This window comes from Tepidimonas sp. HKU78 (assembly GCF_049860815.1).
Lineage (GTDB): Bacteria > Pseudomonadota > Gammaproteobacteria > Burkholderiales > Burkholderiaceae_C > Tepidimonas.
This window is the reverse complement of record NZ_CP187547.1, coordinates 2,090,877-2,106,401: the sequence shown is the minus strand read 5'-3', so window position 1 is coordinate 2,106,401 and position 15,525 is coordinate 2,090,877. Positions and strand designations below refer to the sequence as shown.

The window sequence follows — 15,525 nt, the reverse complement described above, 5'->3', positions numbered from 1 at the left end:
GCTAGTGTAAGCCCCGCTGCTTGCGCGCACGGGCTGCGGGGCCAACGTCGCGGTCAGGCCTTGGTGTGCTTCTCGATCAGCTTGCGTGCCGTCTCCAGCAGATCGCGGCCGTTGAAGCCGCGCTTGTCCATGTCCTGCACCCATTCCACTTCGACCTGGCGCGCGCGGCGGCGGAACTCCTGTGCCTCGGCCAGCCCGAGGGTGTGGATACGGTTGCCACGCTCGGCGGCCTGTTTGCGCGCCGGGGCATCGCCCAACTGTTGCACGCGACCCAAAAAAGCCGATGTCTCGATACCGGAGTTGGCATCGATGACCTTGCGCAAATCGGGCGGCAGCGACTGGTAGCGCGCCTTGTTCATGCCCATCACGAACGTGGTCGTGTAGAGCGCGCCACCCTTGGGGTCGAATTCGCTGTGGTAACTGACCAGTTCGTGCACCTTGACCGACGGCACCACCTCCCAGGGGATGACGCAGCCGTCGATCACCCCCTTGGACAAGGCGTCCGGAATTTGCGGCAACGGCATACCGACGGGCGTGGCGCCCAGATAGCCGAGCATCTTGGTGATTTGCCGGGTGGGTCCGCGCATCTTCAGGCCGCGCAAATCGTCGGGCTGGGTGACCAGCCGCGATTTCACGTGGATCACACCCGGCCCGTGTACCTGAAACGCGATCGGATGAATGTCGCGGTACTCGTCGGCGGCTTTGGTCTGGATGAATTCCCAAAAGGCACGCGAGGTGGCCTCGGCGTTGGTCATCATGAACGGCAATTCGAAGACCTCGGTCCGCGGAAAGCGCCCCGGGGTGTTGCCGGGCAGTGTCCAGACGATATCGACCACACCGTCCTTGGCCTGGTCGTACAGCTGCACCGGCGAGCCCCCGAGCTGCATGGCCGGGTACGCTTCGAACTTGATGCGCCCGCCCGACTCACGCTCCACCTTGTCCATCCATGCTTTGTGCATGTTGAGCCAGACGTTGGACGTCGGCGACATGAAGGTGTGAAACTTGAGCGTGACGCTCTGTTGGGCAAAGCCGATCAGGCCCGGGGCGGCCAGCGCGGCGGCACCCGACTTCAGCACGGTACGGCGTGAAACCATGGCGAAAAACTCCTGGTAACGAAGGGGCCCCGGCAGACAGTTGTGCGCCCCGACGGGGGCCGCGGCGGAGAGGGCGGCGCACATCGGTGGCGCAGTGTAGACGATCCCCCGGGTCGGATGGCCGCCACGTGGGGCGGGATGAGGGTTTTCCCGTAGGGGTGGTCTGGGGGCAGCCCGCGCGCTAGACTGTGACGCTTCGCGTGCTCACGCCATCCCCATGAAGCTCTACAACTATTTCCGCTCCGGCACCTCGTTTCGGGTGCGCATCGCGCTCCACCTCAAGGGGTTGCCGTATGACTACATCCCGGTCCATCTCGCGCGCGGTGAGCAACACGGCGAGGCGTACCGCGCCCTCAGCCCGGACTCGCTCGTGCCCGTGCTCGACGTGGAGGGGCAGCCCGATCATGCGCTGCTGAGCCAGTCGATGGCGATCATCGAGTACCTCGACGAAACCCACCCCGAGCCGCCCCTGTTGCCACGCGACCCCCTCGGCCGCGCACGGGTGCGGGCACTGGCGCAGACGGTGGCCTGTGAAATCCACCCGATCAACAACCTGCGCGTGCTCAAGTACCTGGCGGGGTCGCTGGGGCTGGACGAGGCGCAGCGTGCCGCGTGGTACAACCATTGGGTGATGGAGGGTCTGCGCAGCTACGAGCGGCGCTTGGCCGAGATCGAGCGCGAGCGCGCACAGCGTGGGCTGCCGCCTTCGGTGTACTCGTATGGCGACACACCGACGTTGGCCGACTGCTGCCTGGTGCCGCAGATCGTCAACGGGCAGCGCTTCGGCTTGGTCTACGAGGGCATCCCGCGGACCTTGGCCGTTTATGAGCGCTGCATGCAGCTCGAGGCATTTCAGCGTGCGCACCCCAGCCGCTGCCCCGATGCCGAGTAACGCCGCGATCCGTGCGCCGGTCCTCCAGGTGCGCGCCGGGCTACCGGGCCTGCAGGCCGACCTGGGTGCGGCGGCGCAGGGCTGGATGAGCACCCGCGCGGGCGGCGTCTCCGTGGGGCCGTGGGCGTCGCTGAACCTGGGCGACCACGTCGGCGACGCGCAAGCCGCCGTGGCCGTCAACCGCCGCCGGTTTGCCGCCGCGCTCGGGGTGCGTCCCGTCTTTTTGCGCCAGGTCCATGGCAGCGGCGTGGTGCACGTGACGCCGGATACACCCGACGGCGTCGAGGCTGATGCGTGCTGGACCGATCACCCAGGGGTGGCGTGCACCGTGATGGTGGCCGACTGTTTGCCCATTCTGTTGGCGCCAGACGATGGACAGTCGGTGGCCGCGGTACACGCCGGCTGGCGGGGTCTGGCAGGGCAGGGGGGGCGGGGGGTGCTGGAGGCACTGTGCGAGCACTGGCCGGCTGCCCGTGACGCGGCGCGACGCCAGACCATCTGCGCCTGGATCGGTGCCGCCATCGGGCAGCAGGCGTTCGAGGTCGGGCCCGAGGTGGTGCGGGCGTTCGTGTCCGTCTGCCCGTCCGACGCCGACGCCTTCACGCCGTCACCGAATCGCAGTGACCGCTGGCTGGCCAACCTGCCGCTGCTGGCACGGCGGCGCCTGCAGCGCTTGGGGTTCGGTCGGGTCAGTGGTCATGACGGCTCGCGCGCCTGGTGCACCGCCAGCGATGCGTCACGGTTTTTCTCGCACCGGCGCGACGCCGCCGTCCTGGGCGGCAGTGGCCGGCAGGCTGCCGCCATCTGGTTGGCCTGAACCGGTGGCGGTTGTGGCGGCATCGGCCTGGGCGGCTTTCACGCTGCGCCGATGCCGTCGGCGCAGCGGTGTGCCCATCAGATAAATGACCAATGCCATCGGGCCCACGCCGTAGAGCAACAGCGTGAAAAAGGCGCCCAGCAGGGTGCCATTGGGGCTGAGGGCCTCGGCCAGCACCATCATCAAGACCACGTAGCCCCAAGCCAGAATCACGAGATACATCGGTGCCTGCCCGTCAGCGTCGTGGAAGTCTGGGTAGCGACACTCGACATCGGCCGAGGGTCGATGGAAACGTGACCCCCGGGAAAATCCGAACGCCACCGAGCGCGATTGTCACGGAAATGCCCGTCCAGCGCGTTACCATGTGGCCCATAACCGACAAGGAGACCGTGCGATGACAACGACGGGCCGTGACCCATTGACGTGGGGGCCATGGTCGGCGCAGGCCTGGCAGCCATGGATCCAGGCGATGCAGTCGGCCATGCCAGGGGGGGCTGCCGGGTTGGCTTCGGGTGGCGCGCCCGGGGCCGGGGCAGAGATCGGCGGCTTGTCCGCTCTCTTGCAGGGTCTGTCGGGCCAGCCGGTGGCGCTCGACCCCCAGCAGTGGACGGCGATCCAGCAGGACTACCTGCGCGAGTTGGGCGAACTCTGGCGCCAGGGCCTGCAGGTACAGCCACCGCGCGACGACCGGCGCTTTGCCAGCGACGCCTGGGCGCGTAACCCGGTCGCGGCCCACGCGGCGGCGCTGTATCTGCTCCATACCCGCACCCTGATGCGCATGGCCGACGCGGTGCAGGCCGATGCCAAGACGCGCGCCCGCATCCGCTTCGCCGTCCAGCAGTGGATCGACGCGAGCGCGCCGAGCAACTTCTGGGCCTACAATGCCGAGGCGCAGCAAAAGGCCATCGAGACGCGCGGCGAGAGCATCGCCCGCGGCGTGCAGAACCTGTTGCACGACCTGCAACAGGGTTACGTCTCAATGACCGACCACAGCGCGTTCGAGGTCGGACGCAACGTCGCTACCACCGAAGGGCAGGTGGTGTTCGAAAACGCGCTGTTTCAGCTCATCGAGTACAAGCCCCTCACGACCAAGGTGTACGAGCGGCCGTTCCTGGTGGTGCCGCCGTGCATCAACAAGTACTACATCCTCGACCTGCAGCCGGACAATTCGTTTCTGCGCTACGCGGTGGAGCAGGGGCATCGCACCTTCGTCATCAGTTGGCGCAACCCGGACGCCACGCTGGCGCAGGCCACGTGGGACGACTACATCGAAGACGCGGTGATTCGCGCCATCGACATCGTGCGCGAGATCGGCAAGGCCGAGACCATCAACGCGCTGGGCTTTTGCGTTGGCGGCACGATGCTTGGCACCGCGCTGGCGGTGCTGGCCGCACGCGGCGAGCGCAAGGTGCAAAGCGCCACGTTCCTGACGACCCTGCTCGACTTTACCGACACGGGCGTGCTCGACGTTTTCATCGACGAGGCGTTCGTGCGCTACCGCGAGCTGCAATTCGCCAACGGCGGGCTGCTGCCCGGGCGGGAACTGGCGACCACGTTCAGCTTTCTGCGGCCCAACGACTTGGTCTGGAACTACGTCGTGGGCAACTACCTCAAGGGCGAGACGCCGCCGCCGTTCGACCTGTTGTACTGGAATAGCGACAGCACCAACCTGCCGGGCAAATGGTACGCCTGGTATCTGCGTCACCTGTATCTGCAAAACGAACTCTGCCAGCCCGGCAAGCTGACCACCTGCGGCCAGCGGCTCGACCTGGGGGCGATCGACGTGCCAGCGTACGTGTACGGCTCGCGCGAGGACCACATCGTGCCCATCGGTGGGGCCTACGCGAGCACGCAGCACCTGGGTGGCCCGGTTCGTTTCGTCATGGGGGCGTCGGGGCACATCGCGGGAGTGATCAATCCCGCGTCCAAAGGCAAGCGCAGTTTCTGGACGGGGCCCGAGGGGCACTTCCCGCCCGCGGTGGACGACTGGATGGCCGCCGCCACCGAGCACAAGGGCAGCTGGTGGACCGATTGGGCGCCCTGGCTGGCGGCGCAGGCTGGTCGGCAGGTCGCGGCTCCCCGCACCTATGGCAACCGACGCTACCGGCCCATCGAGCCCGCGCCCGGGCGCTATGTCAAGGTGCGCGCCGAGGATGCGCTGGCCACGTTGGCCACCGGAGGCTCCACCGTTTGAGGCGGCGCGCGGCGGCTGCCCGCGCCGATTGGGTTTTCAACAGGTCAGAGAAGGAATCCGTCATGCAAGACATCGTCATCGTGGGTGCCGTGCGCACCGCCATCGGCAAATTTGGGGGCACCCTGGCCAAGACGCCCGCCACCGATCTGGGGGCGGTCGTCATCCGTGCCCTGCTGGAGCGCACCGGGGTGCCCGCGGCCCAAGTCGGTGAGGTCATCATGGGCCAGGTGCTGGCGGCGGGTTGCGGGCAGAACCCGGCCCGCCAGGCTGCCATGAAGGCCGGCGTGCCAAAGGAAACACCGGCGCTGACCATCAACGCTGTCTGCGGCTCGGGGCTGAAAGCGGTCATGCTGGCTGCGCAGGCGGTGGCCTGGGGCGATAGCGACATCGTCATCGCGGGGGGGCAGGAGAACATGTCGCTTGCACCGCACGTGCTGATGGGCAGCCGCGAGGGCCAACGCATGGGCGACTGGAAGATGATCGACTCCATGATCGTCGATGGCTTGTGGGACGTCTACAACCAGTACCACATGGGCATCACCGCCGAAAACGTCGCCCGCGCGCACGGCATCACGCGCGAGATGCAGGACGCGCTCGCGCTGGCCAGCCAGCAAAAAGCCGCTGCGGCGCAGGATGCGGGCAAGTTCAAGGACGAGATCGTCCCGGTCAGCATCCCGCAGCGCAAGGGTGATCCGGTGCTGTTCGACACCGACGAATACATCAACCGCAAGACCAGTGCCGAGGCGCTGGCCAGCCTCAAGCCCGCCTTCGACAAAACGGGTAGCGTGACGGCCGGCAACGCCAGTGGCATCAACGATGGGGCTGCGGCCGTCATGGTCATGAGCGCGCGCAAGGCGGCCGAGCTTGGCCTGCCACCGCTGGCGCGCATCGCCAGCTTCGGCACCAGCGGGCTCGATCCCGCCACCATGGGTATGGGGCCGGTGCCGGCGTCGCAAAAGGCGCTGGCGCGCGCCGGTTGGTCGGTAGCCGACGTCGATCTGTTCGAGCTCAACGAGGCATTCGCCGCCCAGGCCTGCGCGGTCAACCTGGGGCTGGGTGTCGATCCGGCCAAGGTGAACGTCAACGGCGGCGCGATCGCCTTGGGGCACCCCATCGGCGCATCGGGTTGCCGCATCCTGGTCACGCTGTTGCATGAGATGCAGCGCCGCAACGCCCGCAAGGGGCTAGCCGCCTTGTGCATCGGCGGCGGCATGGGGGTCTCCCTCTGTGTCGAGCGCTGAGGCGTATCCGTCGCCCCGTTTTTTCATCACACACCCATCACTCAGAGGAGCACACCATGAGCCAACCACGCGTCGCTTACGTCACCGGTGGCATGGGCGGTATCGGCACCGCCATCTGCCAGGCCCTGTACAAGGCCGGCTTCAAGGTCATCGCCGGCTGCGGCCCCACGCGCGACTATCAAAAATGGCTGGACGAACAAAAGGCGTTGGGCTACACCTTCTATGCCAGCGTCGGCAACGTCGCCGATTGGGACTCGACGGTGCAGGCGTTCACCAAAGCCAAGGCGGAGCACGGGCCCATCGACGTGCTGGTCAACAATGCCGGCATCACCCGTGACCGGCTGTTCCTCAAGATGACCAAGGAAGACTGGGACGCGGTCATCAACACCAACCTGACGTCGATGTTCAACGTCACCAAACAGGTGGTGCCCGACATGATCGAGCGGGGGTGGGGCCGCATCATCCAGATCTCCTCCGTCAACGGCGAAAAAGGCCAGGCGGGCCAGACCAACTACTCGGCGGCCAAGGCGGGGATGCACGGCTTCACGATGGCGCTGGCGCAGGAACTGGCCTCCAAGGGCGTGACGGTCAACACCGTCAGCCCCGGCTACATCGCCACCGACATGGTCAAGGCGATTCGCCCCGACGTGCTGGAGAAAATCGTCGCGCAGATCCCGGTCAAGCGCTTGGGTGAGCCGCGCGAGATCGCTTCCATCGTCGCGTGGTTGGCCAGCGACGACGCCGGCTTTGCGACCGGGGCCGACTTCTCGATCAACGGCGGCCTGCACATGGGTTGACGCCCTCGTGGGGTAGCGGCGGGGCGATCGGAGATAATCCGCGCCCCATGAGCGACTTCTTGCCGACCCATCCGCGCTCCCCCTGGCGCCTGTCGGTGGCGCCGATGATGCAGTGGACGGATCGCCACTGCCGTTGGTTTCACCGACAGCTCACGCGGCACACGCGCCTGTACACCGAGATGGTGACCACTGGCGCGCTGCTGCATGGTGATGTTGCGCGGCACTTGGGGTTCGATGAGATCGAGCACCCGGTGGCACTGCAGCTGGGGGGCAACGATCCCCGCGAGTTGGCGTTGGCGGCCCGGATGGGGGAGGTGTGGGGCTACGACGAGATCAACCTCAACTGCGGCTGTCCCAGCCCGCGCGTGCAGCGCGGCGCGTTTGGCGCCTGCCTGATGGAGCACCCGCGCCTGGTGGCCGACGCGGTGCGCGCCATGCGCGACGCGGTGCGCGTGCCCGTCACGGTCAAGCACCGCATCGGCATCGACCGCGTCGAGGACTATGGTTTCGTGCGCGACTTCGTTGGCACCGTGGCCGAGGCAGGTTGTCAGGTATTCATCGTGCACGCGCGCAACGCCTGGCTCGATGGCTTGAGTCCCGCTGAGAACCGCACGGTGCCGCCACTGCGTTATGGGGTGGTGCACCGGCTGAAAGCGGATTTTCCCCATCTCACCATCGTCGTCAACGGGGGGATCACGACGGACGCCCAAATCGCGGAGCAACTGGCGCTGCTCGATGGGGTGATGGTCGGGCGCGAGGCCTACCACCACCCTTGGTGGCTGGCGTCGTGGGATGCCACCTACTTCGGCATTTCGGCGCCCGGCATCGACCGCGATGAGGTCGAGGCGCGCATGGTGGACTACATGGCGCGGGTCGGCCCCCAGTTGCCCGGCGGCTGGTACGCGATTGCCCGCCACATGCTGGGGTTGCGCCATGGGCAGCCGGGTGCGCGACGCTGGCGGCAGGTGTGGAGCGATCACCGTCTCAAACACTTGTCACCGCACGAGGTGGCGCGCCGTGCCCAGGCGGCACTGCGCGGCGCCGTCGTCGCTTGATCAGACCGCAGCCTGCAAGCCGTTGGCAAAGTGCACCCGCACCGCTTGTGCTGCCGCGCTCGCATCGCGCCGGCGCAGCGCATCCAGGATCGCACGGTGCTCGGCCAGCGACTCGGCGATGCGCCCTTGCTTGAACAGCGAGCCGTGGCGGTTGAGTTTCATGACTTTGCGCAAGTCGTTGACGAGCTGCTTGCGCCAGCGGTTTTGCCCCAGGTCCAGCACGCGCATGTGAAACGCTTCGTTGAGCTCGAAGAAGCGCTCGCGCGAACCGCGCTCGGGGTCGGCCGCCGCTTCCAGCTCGGCGTGTAGGCGCTCGAGCTCTTCTAGATCGGCGTCGGTGGCGCGCCAACAGGCGGCTTCGGCGGCGTCGGCCTCCAGTAATGCCAGCAGCTCATAGACCTCGCGCAGGTCCTGCTGCGACACCTCGGTGACGTAGGCGCCGCGGCGCACTTTCATCGTCACCAGCCCTTCGGCGGCCAATACCTTGATCGCCTCGCGCAGCGGGGTACGGCTGATGCCCAGCTCCTCGGCGATCTTGAGCTCGTCGATCCAGGCGCCGGGGGGCAGTTGCCGGCTGAAGATGCGCTGCCGCAGCAACTCAGCCACTTCTTCATACAACGCGCGGGACAGCAGGGGAACGGCGGTCATGGCCGCGATCATACGGCATCAAAGATTCTGCATCAATAATTATGAATGCGCTACACTTCGGCTTTGCCGATGTTTGTGCCACCATGGCGGCCTGATTCGTGCCGCTGACGGCAAGGCGTTCTGCCCTTGCCCGTCATCGATGAGCCGCCGATCCGTCGTCACACGGGGAACCCATGTCCAAGTCCGAATTTCGCACCGCCACCCTGGCCGACTGGGAGGCCGCCGCCCGCCAATCGATCAAGGGTGCCCCGCTCGAGCAGCTCAACTGGGTCACGCCAGAGGGCATCACGGTCAAGCCGCTCTACACCGCGGCGGATATTCGGGATTTGCCCTACACCGACACGCTGCCCGGCTTCGAGCCTTTCATCCGCGGACCCCAGGCGACGATGTATGCCGTGCGGCCGTGGACGATCCGCCAGTACGCCGGCTTTTCGACGGCGGAAGAGTCCAATGCCTTTTACAAAAAGGCGCTGGCCGCCGGGGGCCAGGGGGTCAGCGTGGCCTTCGACTTGGCCACGCACCGAGGGTACGACTCGGACAACCCGCGTGTCGTGGGCGATGTCGGCAAGGCCGGGGTGGCCATCGATAGCGTGGAGGACATGAAAATCCTGTTCGATGGCATCCCGTTGGACAAGGTGAGTGTGAGCATGACCATGAACGGCGCGGTGCTGCCGGTGCTGGCGGGCTACATCGTCGCAGCCGAAGAGCAGGGCGTGCGTCAGGACCAACTGAGCGGCACCATCCAGAACGACATTCTCAAGGAGTTCATGGTCCGCAACACCTACATCTACCCGCCCGAGCCGTCGATGCGCATCATCGGCGACATCATCGAGTACACGGCGCGGCACATGCCCAAGTTCAACTCGATCAGCATCTCGGGCTATCACATGCAGGAGGCGGGTGCCAACCAGGCGCTGGAGCTGGCCTTCACGCTGGCGGACGGCAAGGAGTATGTCAAGACCGCGCTGGCCAAGGGGCTGGACGTCGACGACTTTGCCGGGCGGTTGTCGTTTTTCTGGGCGATCGGGATGAACTTCTACCTCGAGATCGCCAAGATGCGCGCCGCGCGGCTGCTGTGGTGCCGGATCATGAAGGGCTTTGGCGCCAAGAAACCCAAGAGCCTGATGCTGCGCACGCACTGCCAGACCTCGGGCTGGAGCCTGACCGAGCAGGACCCCTACAACAACATCGTGCGCACCACCATCGAGGCGATGGCGGCCGTCTTCGGTGGTACGCAGAGCCTGCACACCAATTCGTTCGATGAGGCGATCGCGCTGCCCACGGAGTTTTCGGCGCGCATCGCGCGCAACACGCAACTCATCTTGCAGGAGGAGACGCACATCACCAACGTCATCGACCCCTGGGGCGGCAGCTACATGATGGAGGCGCTGACGCAGCAGATGGCCGACAAGGCGTGGGCGCTGATCGAAGAGATCGACGCCATGGGAGGCATGACGCGCGCGGTGCAGAGTGGCTGGGCCAAGCTCAAGATCGAAGCCAGTGCCGCCGAAAAGCAAGCCCGCATCGACTCGGGCAAGGACGTCATCGTCGGTGTCAACAAATACCGGCTGGCCAAAGAGGATCCGGTGGAGATCCTCGAGGTGGACAACCTCAAGGTGCGCGAGGCGCAGATCGCCCGCTTGCAGCACATCCGTGCCACGCGTGACAACGCGGCCGTGCAGCGCGCGCTCGACGCGTTGACGGCGTGCGCGCAAAGTGGGCAAGGCAACCTGCTGGCCTTGACGATCGACGCGGTACGCCTGCGTGCCACCGTGGGTGAGGTATCCGATGCGCTGGAGAAGGTCTTTGGGCGCCACCGCGCCGACACACAAAAGGTGACCGGGGTGTACGCTGCCGCTTACGATTCCGCCGAGGGCTGGGAAAAGCTCAAACAGGAAATCGCTGCCTTTGCCGAGCAGTACGGGCGCCGCCCGCGCGTCATGATCGCCAAGCTGGGCCAAGACGGGCACGACCGTGGCGCCAAAGTGGTGGCCACCGCTTACGCCGACCTCGGTTTCGACGTCGATATCGGGCCGCTGTTCCAGACGCCCGAGGAGTGCGCGCGCCAGGCCATCGAAAACGACGTGCACGCGGTGGGGATCTCGACCCTGGCCGCTGGACACAAGACGCTGGTGCCCGCCATCATCGAGGCGCTGCGCCAGCAAGGGGCCGACGACATCATCGTCTTCGTCGGTGGCGTGATTCCGCGGCAGGATTACGAGTTTCTGTATGAGGCGGGGGTCAAGGGCATTTATGGCCCCGGCACGCCCATTCCGGCCAGTGCCAAAGACGTGCTGGAAAAAATCAAGGAAGCGCTGGCGTGAGCGACGCGGCGTGCGCAGCGCCAGCCCAGGTCTGGCTGCAGGGTATCCTGCATGGCGATGGTGCCACGCAGCGGCGTGCCGTTGCCAAGGCGATCACGTTGTTGGAGTCGACCCGCCCCGACCATCGGCGCGAGGCCGACGCGCTGCTCAACGCGCTGCTGCCGCACGCCGGGCGCGCTTTTCGCTTAGGGATCAGCGGCGTGCCCGGGGTGGGCAAGAGCACCTTCATCGAGGCGCTGGGCCTGCACCTGATCGGCCTGGGGCACCGGGTGGCGGTGCTGGCGGTGGACCCAAGCAGCAGCGTCTCGGGCGGCTCCATCCTTGGTGACAAAACGCGCATGGAGCGGCTCTCGACGCACGAGCGCGCCTACATCCGTCCCAGCCCGAGTGGTGGCAACCTCGGCGGTGTCGCCGCCAAGACGCGCGAAGCGATGCTGGTGTGCGAGGCGGCCGGCTACGACGTCGTGATCGTCGAGACGGTAGGCGTGGGGCAGAGCGAAACCGCCGTGGCCGGCATGACCGATATGTTTTGCGTGTTGCAGCTGCCTAACGCCGGTGACGACCTGCAGGCGATCAAAAAGGGCATCATGGAGCTGGCCGATTTGGTCGTGATCAACAAGGCCGACCTCGACGCCGATGCCGCGACCCGCGCCCAGGCGCAGATCACGTCGGCGCTGCGCCTGCTTGGCCTGCACGGCCGACCCGACACCGCGCACCACGACGAGGCGCTGTGGCATCCGCGCGTCATCCAGCTCAGTGCCCTGTCGGGGCAGGGTGTGGCCGAGTTTTGGCGACTCGTCAGCGAATTCCGGCACCTGCAGCAGGCCAACGGCCGATGGCAGGTGCGCCGCCAGCAGCAGGCCAAAGCGTGGATGTGGGAGCGCATCGACAGTGGTCTGCGAGAGGCTTTTGCCCAACACCCGGCCGTCCAGGACCGCCTGCCTGCGCTCACCGCCGAGGTGTTGGCCGGACGCGTGGTGGCGTCGGTGGCGGCGCGGCAGTTGTTGCAGGCGTTTGCGATACCGTGCGTGACAGATACCGGAGCGCGTGCATGCTGAGCGTGGAATCGGTGCAGCGCATCGAAATGTCACCCGGTTGGCGGCGCCATCGCGTCGAGATCCTCGACGTGGCCGAGGGGCGGGTCGTGGTCAAGGGGCAGCGCCCACCGCGGTCGGCGGCACGCTTTTGGCTGATGTCCTCGCTGGCGCGTGTTGTGCGCCACCCGCTACTGCGCCCCGTACCGGCGCCGGGCGGTGCCGCTGCGCAAGCGACCGAGCTGCGGCGACTGCAGGCGCTGGCCCGCAGCGGGGTGCCCGTGCCTGCGGTGCTGCATCAAGCACCAGACTTCATCGTGTTGTCGCATGTGGACGGTGTGCCGTTGAGCGCCCTGTTGACCGACACGCCGGAGGTGGCGCTGCCGGCGTTTGAACGTGGCCTGCGCGGCCTGGCGCAGGTTCATGCTGCGGGTCAGTACCTGAGCCAGGCGTTCGCGCGCAACATGTTGCTGTCCGATCCAGGGGTGGTCTATCTGGATTTCGAGGACGATCCGCTGGAGGTCATGTCACTGGCGGATGCCCAGGCCCGGGATTGGCTGGCCTACCTGTCGGGTCCCGGATGATTGGTTGCTGCATAATCGACGAGGCCTGCTGATGGGCCGCGAGGTGCTGCGGGCCGTGCTGGCAAGATCATCCGTCCGGGAGGCGTAGCATGCTGATCACCTTGCACAAGAATGCCACCACCACGCCGGCCGTGCGCGCGGCCATCCAGCAGTCCTCGGCCAGCGACTACGAGCTGGCCCGGCAATACGGCGTGAGCCGCCAGACGATCCGGCGCTGGCGCAAGCGCGACAGCGTGTTTGACGCCAGCCACACCCCGCACCGGCTGCAGACCACGCTCAATGCCGCGCAGGAAGAGTTGGTGATCTATCTGCGCACGCAGCTGAGGCTGTCGCTGGACGATCTGCTGGCGGTGGTGCGTGAATTCATCGAACCTGGCATGAGCCGCTCGGCGCTGGACCGGCTGCTGCGCCGACGAGGCCATTCGCGCCTGCCGGCCCCGGAGGTCCCTGCGCGCGCGTCCAAGCCCTTCAAGGCCTATGAGCCGGGCTATGTGCACCTGGACGTGAAGTACCTGCCGCAGATGGCCGATGAGACGGCCCGGCGCTACGTCTTCGTGGCCATCGACCGGGCCACGCGTTGGGTGTTCATCGCCATCAAGAGCCACAAGACGGCCGCAGCGGCCAAATCCTTCCTCAACGCGCTGCACAAGGCCGCGCCGTTCAAGATCCACACCCTGCTCACCGACAACGGCCGTGAGTTCACCGACCGCCAGTTCGGCTCCAAAGCCAAGGACGCCTCGGGGCAGCATGCGTTCGACGCCCTGTGCGAAGCCCTGGGCATCGAGCATCGCTTGACCCGGCCGAAGTCGCCGCAGACCAACGGCATGGTCGAGCGATTCAACGGGCGCCTTGAGCAGGTGCTGCGCTCGCACCACTTCAACAGCGCCCAGGACCTGGCCACCACGCTGCACCGCTACGTGTGGCTGTACAACGAGCACCTGCCCCAGAAGGCTCTGCAGCACCTCACGCCCCTCCAGGCCATGAAACGATGGCGCAGCTCCCATCCGCATCTGTTCTCAAAACAGGTTAGGAATCATCCGGGACCCGACACCTACCTCTTGTCGGCGCTGTGGTGTGTGAACGTGCCACGCGCACAGGTGCTTCAGGCGTGGTCCGAGGTGCAGGCCAGCATCTCGGTGGAGGTGCGCCAACGTATCGGCGGCGCCATCGAACGCTTGGCTTGGTTGCGCCACTTGCCCAATCGCCGCGATCCCTGGGGGCGCGACATCATCAGTCTGCAGGCGCTGGCCGATTTTTTGACGGATTGGCACAGCTCGCACTCCGTTTCATCCTAGGAGCTCATCATGCAAGAGATTCTCGAACAGCTCGAGCGCAAGCGCGCCGCTGCCCGCCAAGGCGGCGGGCAAAAGCGCATCGACGCCCAACACGCCAAGGGCAAGCTCACCGCGCGCGAGCGCATCGAAGTCCTGCTCGACGAAGGCACCTTCGAAGAGTGGGACATGTTCGTCGAGCACCGCTGCACGGACTTCGGCATGGCGGACCAGAAGATTCCGGGTGATGGTGTCGTGACCGGCTACGGCATGATCAACGGGCGGTTGGTGTTCGTCTTCAGCCAGGACTTCACCGTCTTTGGTGGTGCGCTGTCGGAGGCGCATGCCGAGAAGATCTGCAAGATCATGGACCAGGCGATGAAGGTCGGCGCGCCGGTGATCGGTCTCAACGACTCGGGCGGCGCGCGCATCCAGGAGGGTGTGGCGTCGCTGGGGGGCTACGCCGAGGTGTTCCAGCGCAACGTGCTGGCCTCGGGCGTGATTCCACAGATCAGCGTCATCATGGGCCCGTGCGCGGGGGGCGCGGTGTACTCGCCGGCCATGACCGACTTCATCTTCATGGTCAAAGACACGTCGTACATGTTCGTCACCGGCCCCGAAGTGGTCAAGACCGTTACACACGAGGAGGTCACCGCCGAGGAGTTGGGCGGCGCTGGCACGCACACCACGCGCAGTGGCGTGGCCGACCGCGCCTTCGACAACGACGTCGAGGCGCTGTTGATGGTGCGGCGTCTGTTCAACTACCTGCCGCTGTCCAACCGCGAGAAAGCACCCCTGCGCCCCAGTGGCGACCCCGTCGATCGCGCCGAGCTCAGTCTGGACACGCTGGTGCCCGATAACCCCAACAAACCCTACGACATGAAGGAGCTGATCCTCAAGACGGTCGACGACGGCGACTTTTTCGAGATCCAGCCCGACTACGCCAAGAACATCATCGTGGGCTTTGCGCGCATGGATGGGCAGACCGTGGGCATCGTGGCCAACCAGCCGTTGGTGCTGGCAGGCTGTCTGGATATCAAAAGCAGCATCAAGGCGGCGCGCTTCGTGCGCTTTTGCGATGCGTTTCACATCCCGGTCATCACCTTCGTGGACGTGCCGGGCTTCATGCCGGGCACTGCGCAGGAGTACGGCGGCATCATCAAGCATGGGGCCAAGTTGCTCTACGCCTATGCCGAGGCGACCGTGCCCAAGATCACCGTCATCACCCGCAAGGCCTACGGCGGCGCCTACGACGTGATGGCCTCCAAGCACCTGCGCGGTGACGTCAATCTGGCCTGGCCGAATGCCGAGATCGCCGTCATGGGTGCCAAGGGCGCGGTGGAAATCATCTTCCGCGAGGACAAGAAGGACCCGGCCAAGCTGGCCGAGCGTGAGGCGGAGTACAAGCGGCGCTTTGCCAACCCCTTCGTCGCCGCCGAGCGCGGCTACATCGACGACGTCATCCTGCCGCACGAGACGCGCAAGCGTATCTGCCGCTCGCTCGTCATGCTCAAGGACAAGAAGCTCGACAACCCGTGGCGCAAGCACGGCAACATTCCGCTGTGAGGCAAGGG

General features: G+C 66.2%; 13 protein-coding genes and 1 pseudogene. 11 read left to right on the top strand and 3 right to left on the bottom strand.

Annotated elements, in window-relative coordinates:
* Positions 1 to 53: 53 nt before the first annotated feature.
* The gene (locus ACPYIS_RS10470; RefSeq protein ID WP_299021359.1) at positions 54 to 1,094 is read right to left on the bottom strand and encodes a TRAP transporter substrate-binding protein; all 1,041 of its coding nucleotides are present in this window, start codon (positions 1,092 to 1,094) and stop codon (positions 54 to 56) included.
* A 217-nt stretch (positions 1,095 to 1,311) separates the two neighbouring features.
* Here ACPYIS_RS10470 and maiA point away from each other — a divergent pair, with 217 nt between their 5' ends.
* Entirely contained in the window at positions 1,312 to 1,986 is a 675-nt protein-coding gene (maiA, locus tag ACPYIS_RS10465) for a maleylacetoacetate isomerase (protein WP_424859339.1), read from the top strand.
* Positions 1,976 to 2,803: a peptidoglycan editing factor PgeF gene (gene pgeF, locus ACPYIS_RS10460; RefSeq protein ID WP_424894639.1), complete on the top strand. Its 828-nt coding sequence runs from the start codon at positions 1,976 to 1,978 to the stop codon at positions 2,801 to 2,803. Before maiA ends, pgeF begins: the two co-directional genes overlap by 11 nt.
* Here pgeF and ACPYIS_RS10455 read toward each other — a convergent pair.
* Positions 2,723 to 2,986, bottom strand: coding sequence for a hypothetical protein (locus tag ACPYIS_RS10455; RefSeq protein ID WP_424894638.1), 264 nt, complete (start codon positions 2,984 to 2,986; stop codon positions 2,723 to 2,725). The genes pgeF and ACPYIS_RS10455 overlap by 81 nt on opposite strands.
* A gap of 286 nt (positions 2,987 to 3,272) precedes the next feature.
* Between ACPYIS_RS10455 and phaC the strand changes: the two genes are divergently transcribed.
* From phaC to dusA, 4 genes are all read left to right on the top strand, one after another.
* Positions 3,273 to 4,997 (top strand): class I poly(R)-hydroxyalkanoic acid synthase, encoded by a 1,725-nt coding sequence (gene phaC, locus ACPYIS_RS10450; RefSeq protein ID WP_299020630.1) that lies wholly within the window; start codon positions 3,273 to 3,275, stop codon positions 4,995 to 4,997.
* A 62-nt stretch (positions 4,998 to 5,059) separates the two neighbouring features.
* Positions 5,060 to 6,238 (top strand): acetyl-CoA C-acetyltransferase, encoded by a 1,179-nt coding sequence (locus tag ACPYIS_RS10445; RefSeq protein WP_299020621.1) that lies wholly within the window; start codon positions 5,060 to 5,062, stop codon positions 6,236 to 6,238.
* A gap of 56 nt (positions 6,239 to 6,294) precedes the next feature.
* Positions 6,295 to 7,035 (top strand): acetoacetyl-CoA reductase, encoded by a 741-nt coding sequence (gene phbB, locus ACPYIS_RS10440; protein WP_424859337.1) that lies wholly within the window; start codon positions 6,295 to 6,297, stop codon positions 7,033 to 7,035.
* Between the two features lie 47 nt (positions 7,036 to 7,082).
* Entirely contained in the window at positions 7,083 to 8,090 is a 1,008-nt protein-coding gene (gene dusA / locus ACPYIS_RS10435) for a tRNA dihydrouridine(20/20a) synthase DusA (protein WP_424894637.1), read from the top strand.
* Here the strand turns inward: dusA and ACPYIS_RS10430 are convergent, their stop codons facing one another.
* Positions 8,091 to 8,738: a GntR family transcriptional regulator gene (locus ACPYIS_RS10430; RefSeq protein WP_299019798.1), complete on the bottom strand. Its 648-nt coding sequence runs from the start codon at positions 8,736 to 8,738 to the stop codon at positions 8,091 to 8,093.
* A 173-nt stretch (positions 8,739 to 8,911) separates the two neighbouring features.
* On the opposite strand from ACPYIS_RS10430, the gene scpA reads away from it, so the two are divergent.
* The 5 genes and pseudogenes from scpA to ACPYIS_RS10405 all read left to right on the top strand — a co-directional run bounded on the left by scpA (position 8,912) and on the right by ACPYIS_RS10405 (position 15,517).
* The gene (scpA, locus tag ACPYIS_RS10425; RefSeq protein ID WP_424859236.1) at positions 8,912 to 11,062 is read left to right on the top strand and encodes a methylmalonyl-CoA mutase; all 2,151 of its coding nucleotides are present in this window, start codon (positions 8,912 to 8,914) and stop codon (positions 11,060 to 11,062) included.
* Positions 11,059 to 12,120: a methylmalonyl Co-A mutase-associated GTPase MeaB gene (gene meaB / locus ACPYIS_RS10420; RefSeq protein WP_424859237.1), complete on the top strand. Its 1,062-nt coding sequence runs from the start codon at positions 11,059 to 11,061 to the stop codon at positions 12,118 to 12,120. The genes scpA and meaB overlap by 4 nt, the downstream gene beginning before the upstream one ends.
* Positions 12,114 to 12,680, top strand: a complete 567-nt coding sequence (locus ACPYIS_RS10415) for a hypothetical protein (protein ID WP_425973550.1) — start codon at positions 12,114 to 12,116, stop codon at positions 12,678 to 12,680. Before meaB ends, ACPYIS_RS10415 begins: the two co-directional genes overlap by 7 nt.
* 89 nt (positions 12,681 to 12,769) lie before the next feature.
* Positions 12,770 to 13,729: pseudogene (locus ACPYIS_RS10410) on the top strand (IS481 family transposase); the annotation flags it as partial.
* Positions 13,730 to 13,984: 255 nt separating this feature from the next.
* Positions 13,985 to 15,517 carry an acyl-CoA carboxylase subunit beta gene (locus ACPYIS_RS10405; protein WP_299019164.1) on the top strand — a complete coding sequence of 511 codons (1,533 nt, stop codon included), beginning with the start codon at positions 13,985 to 13,987 and terminating at the stop codon, positions 15,515 to 15,517.
* Positions 15,518 to 15,525: the final 8 nt, after the last annotated feature.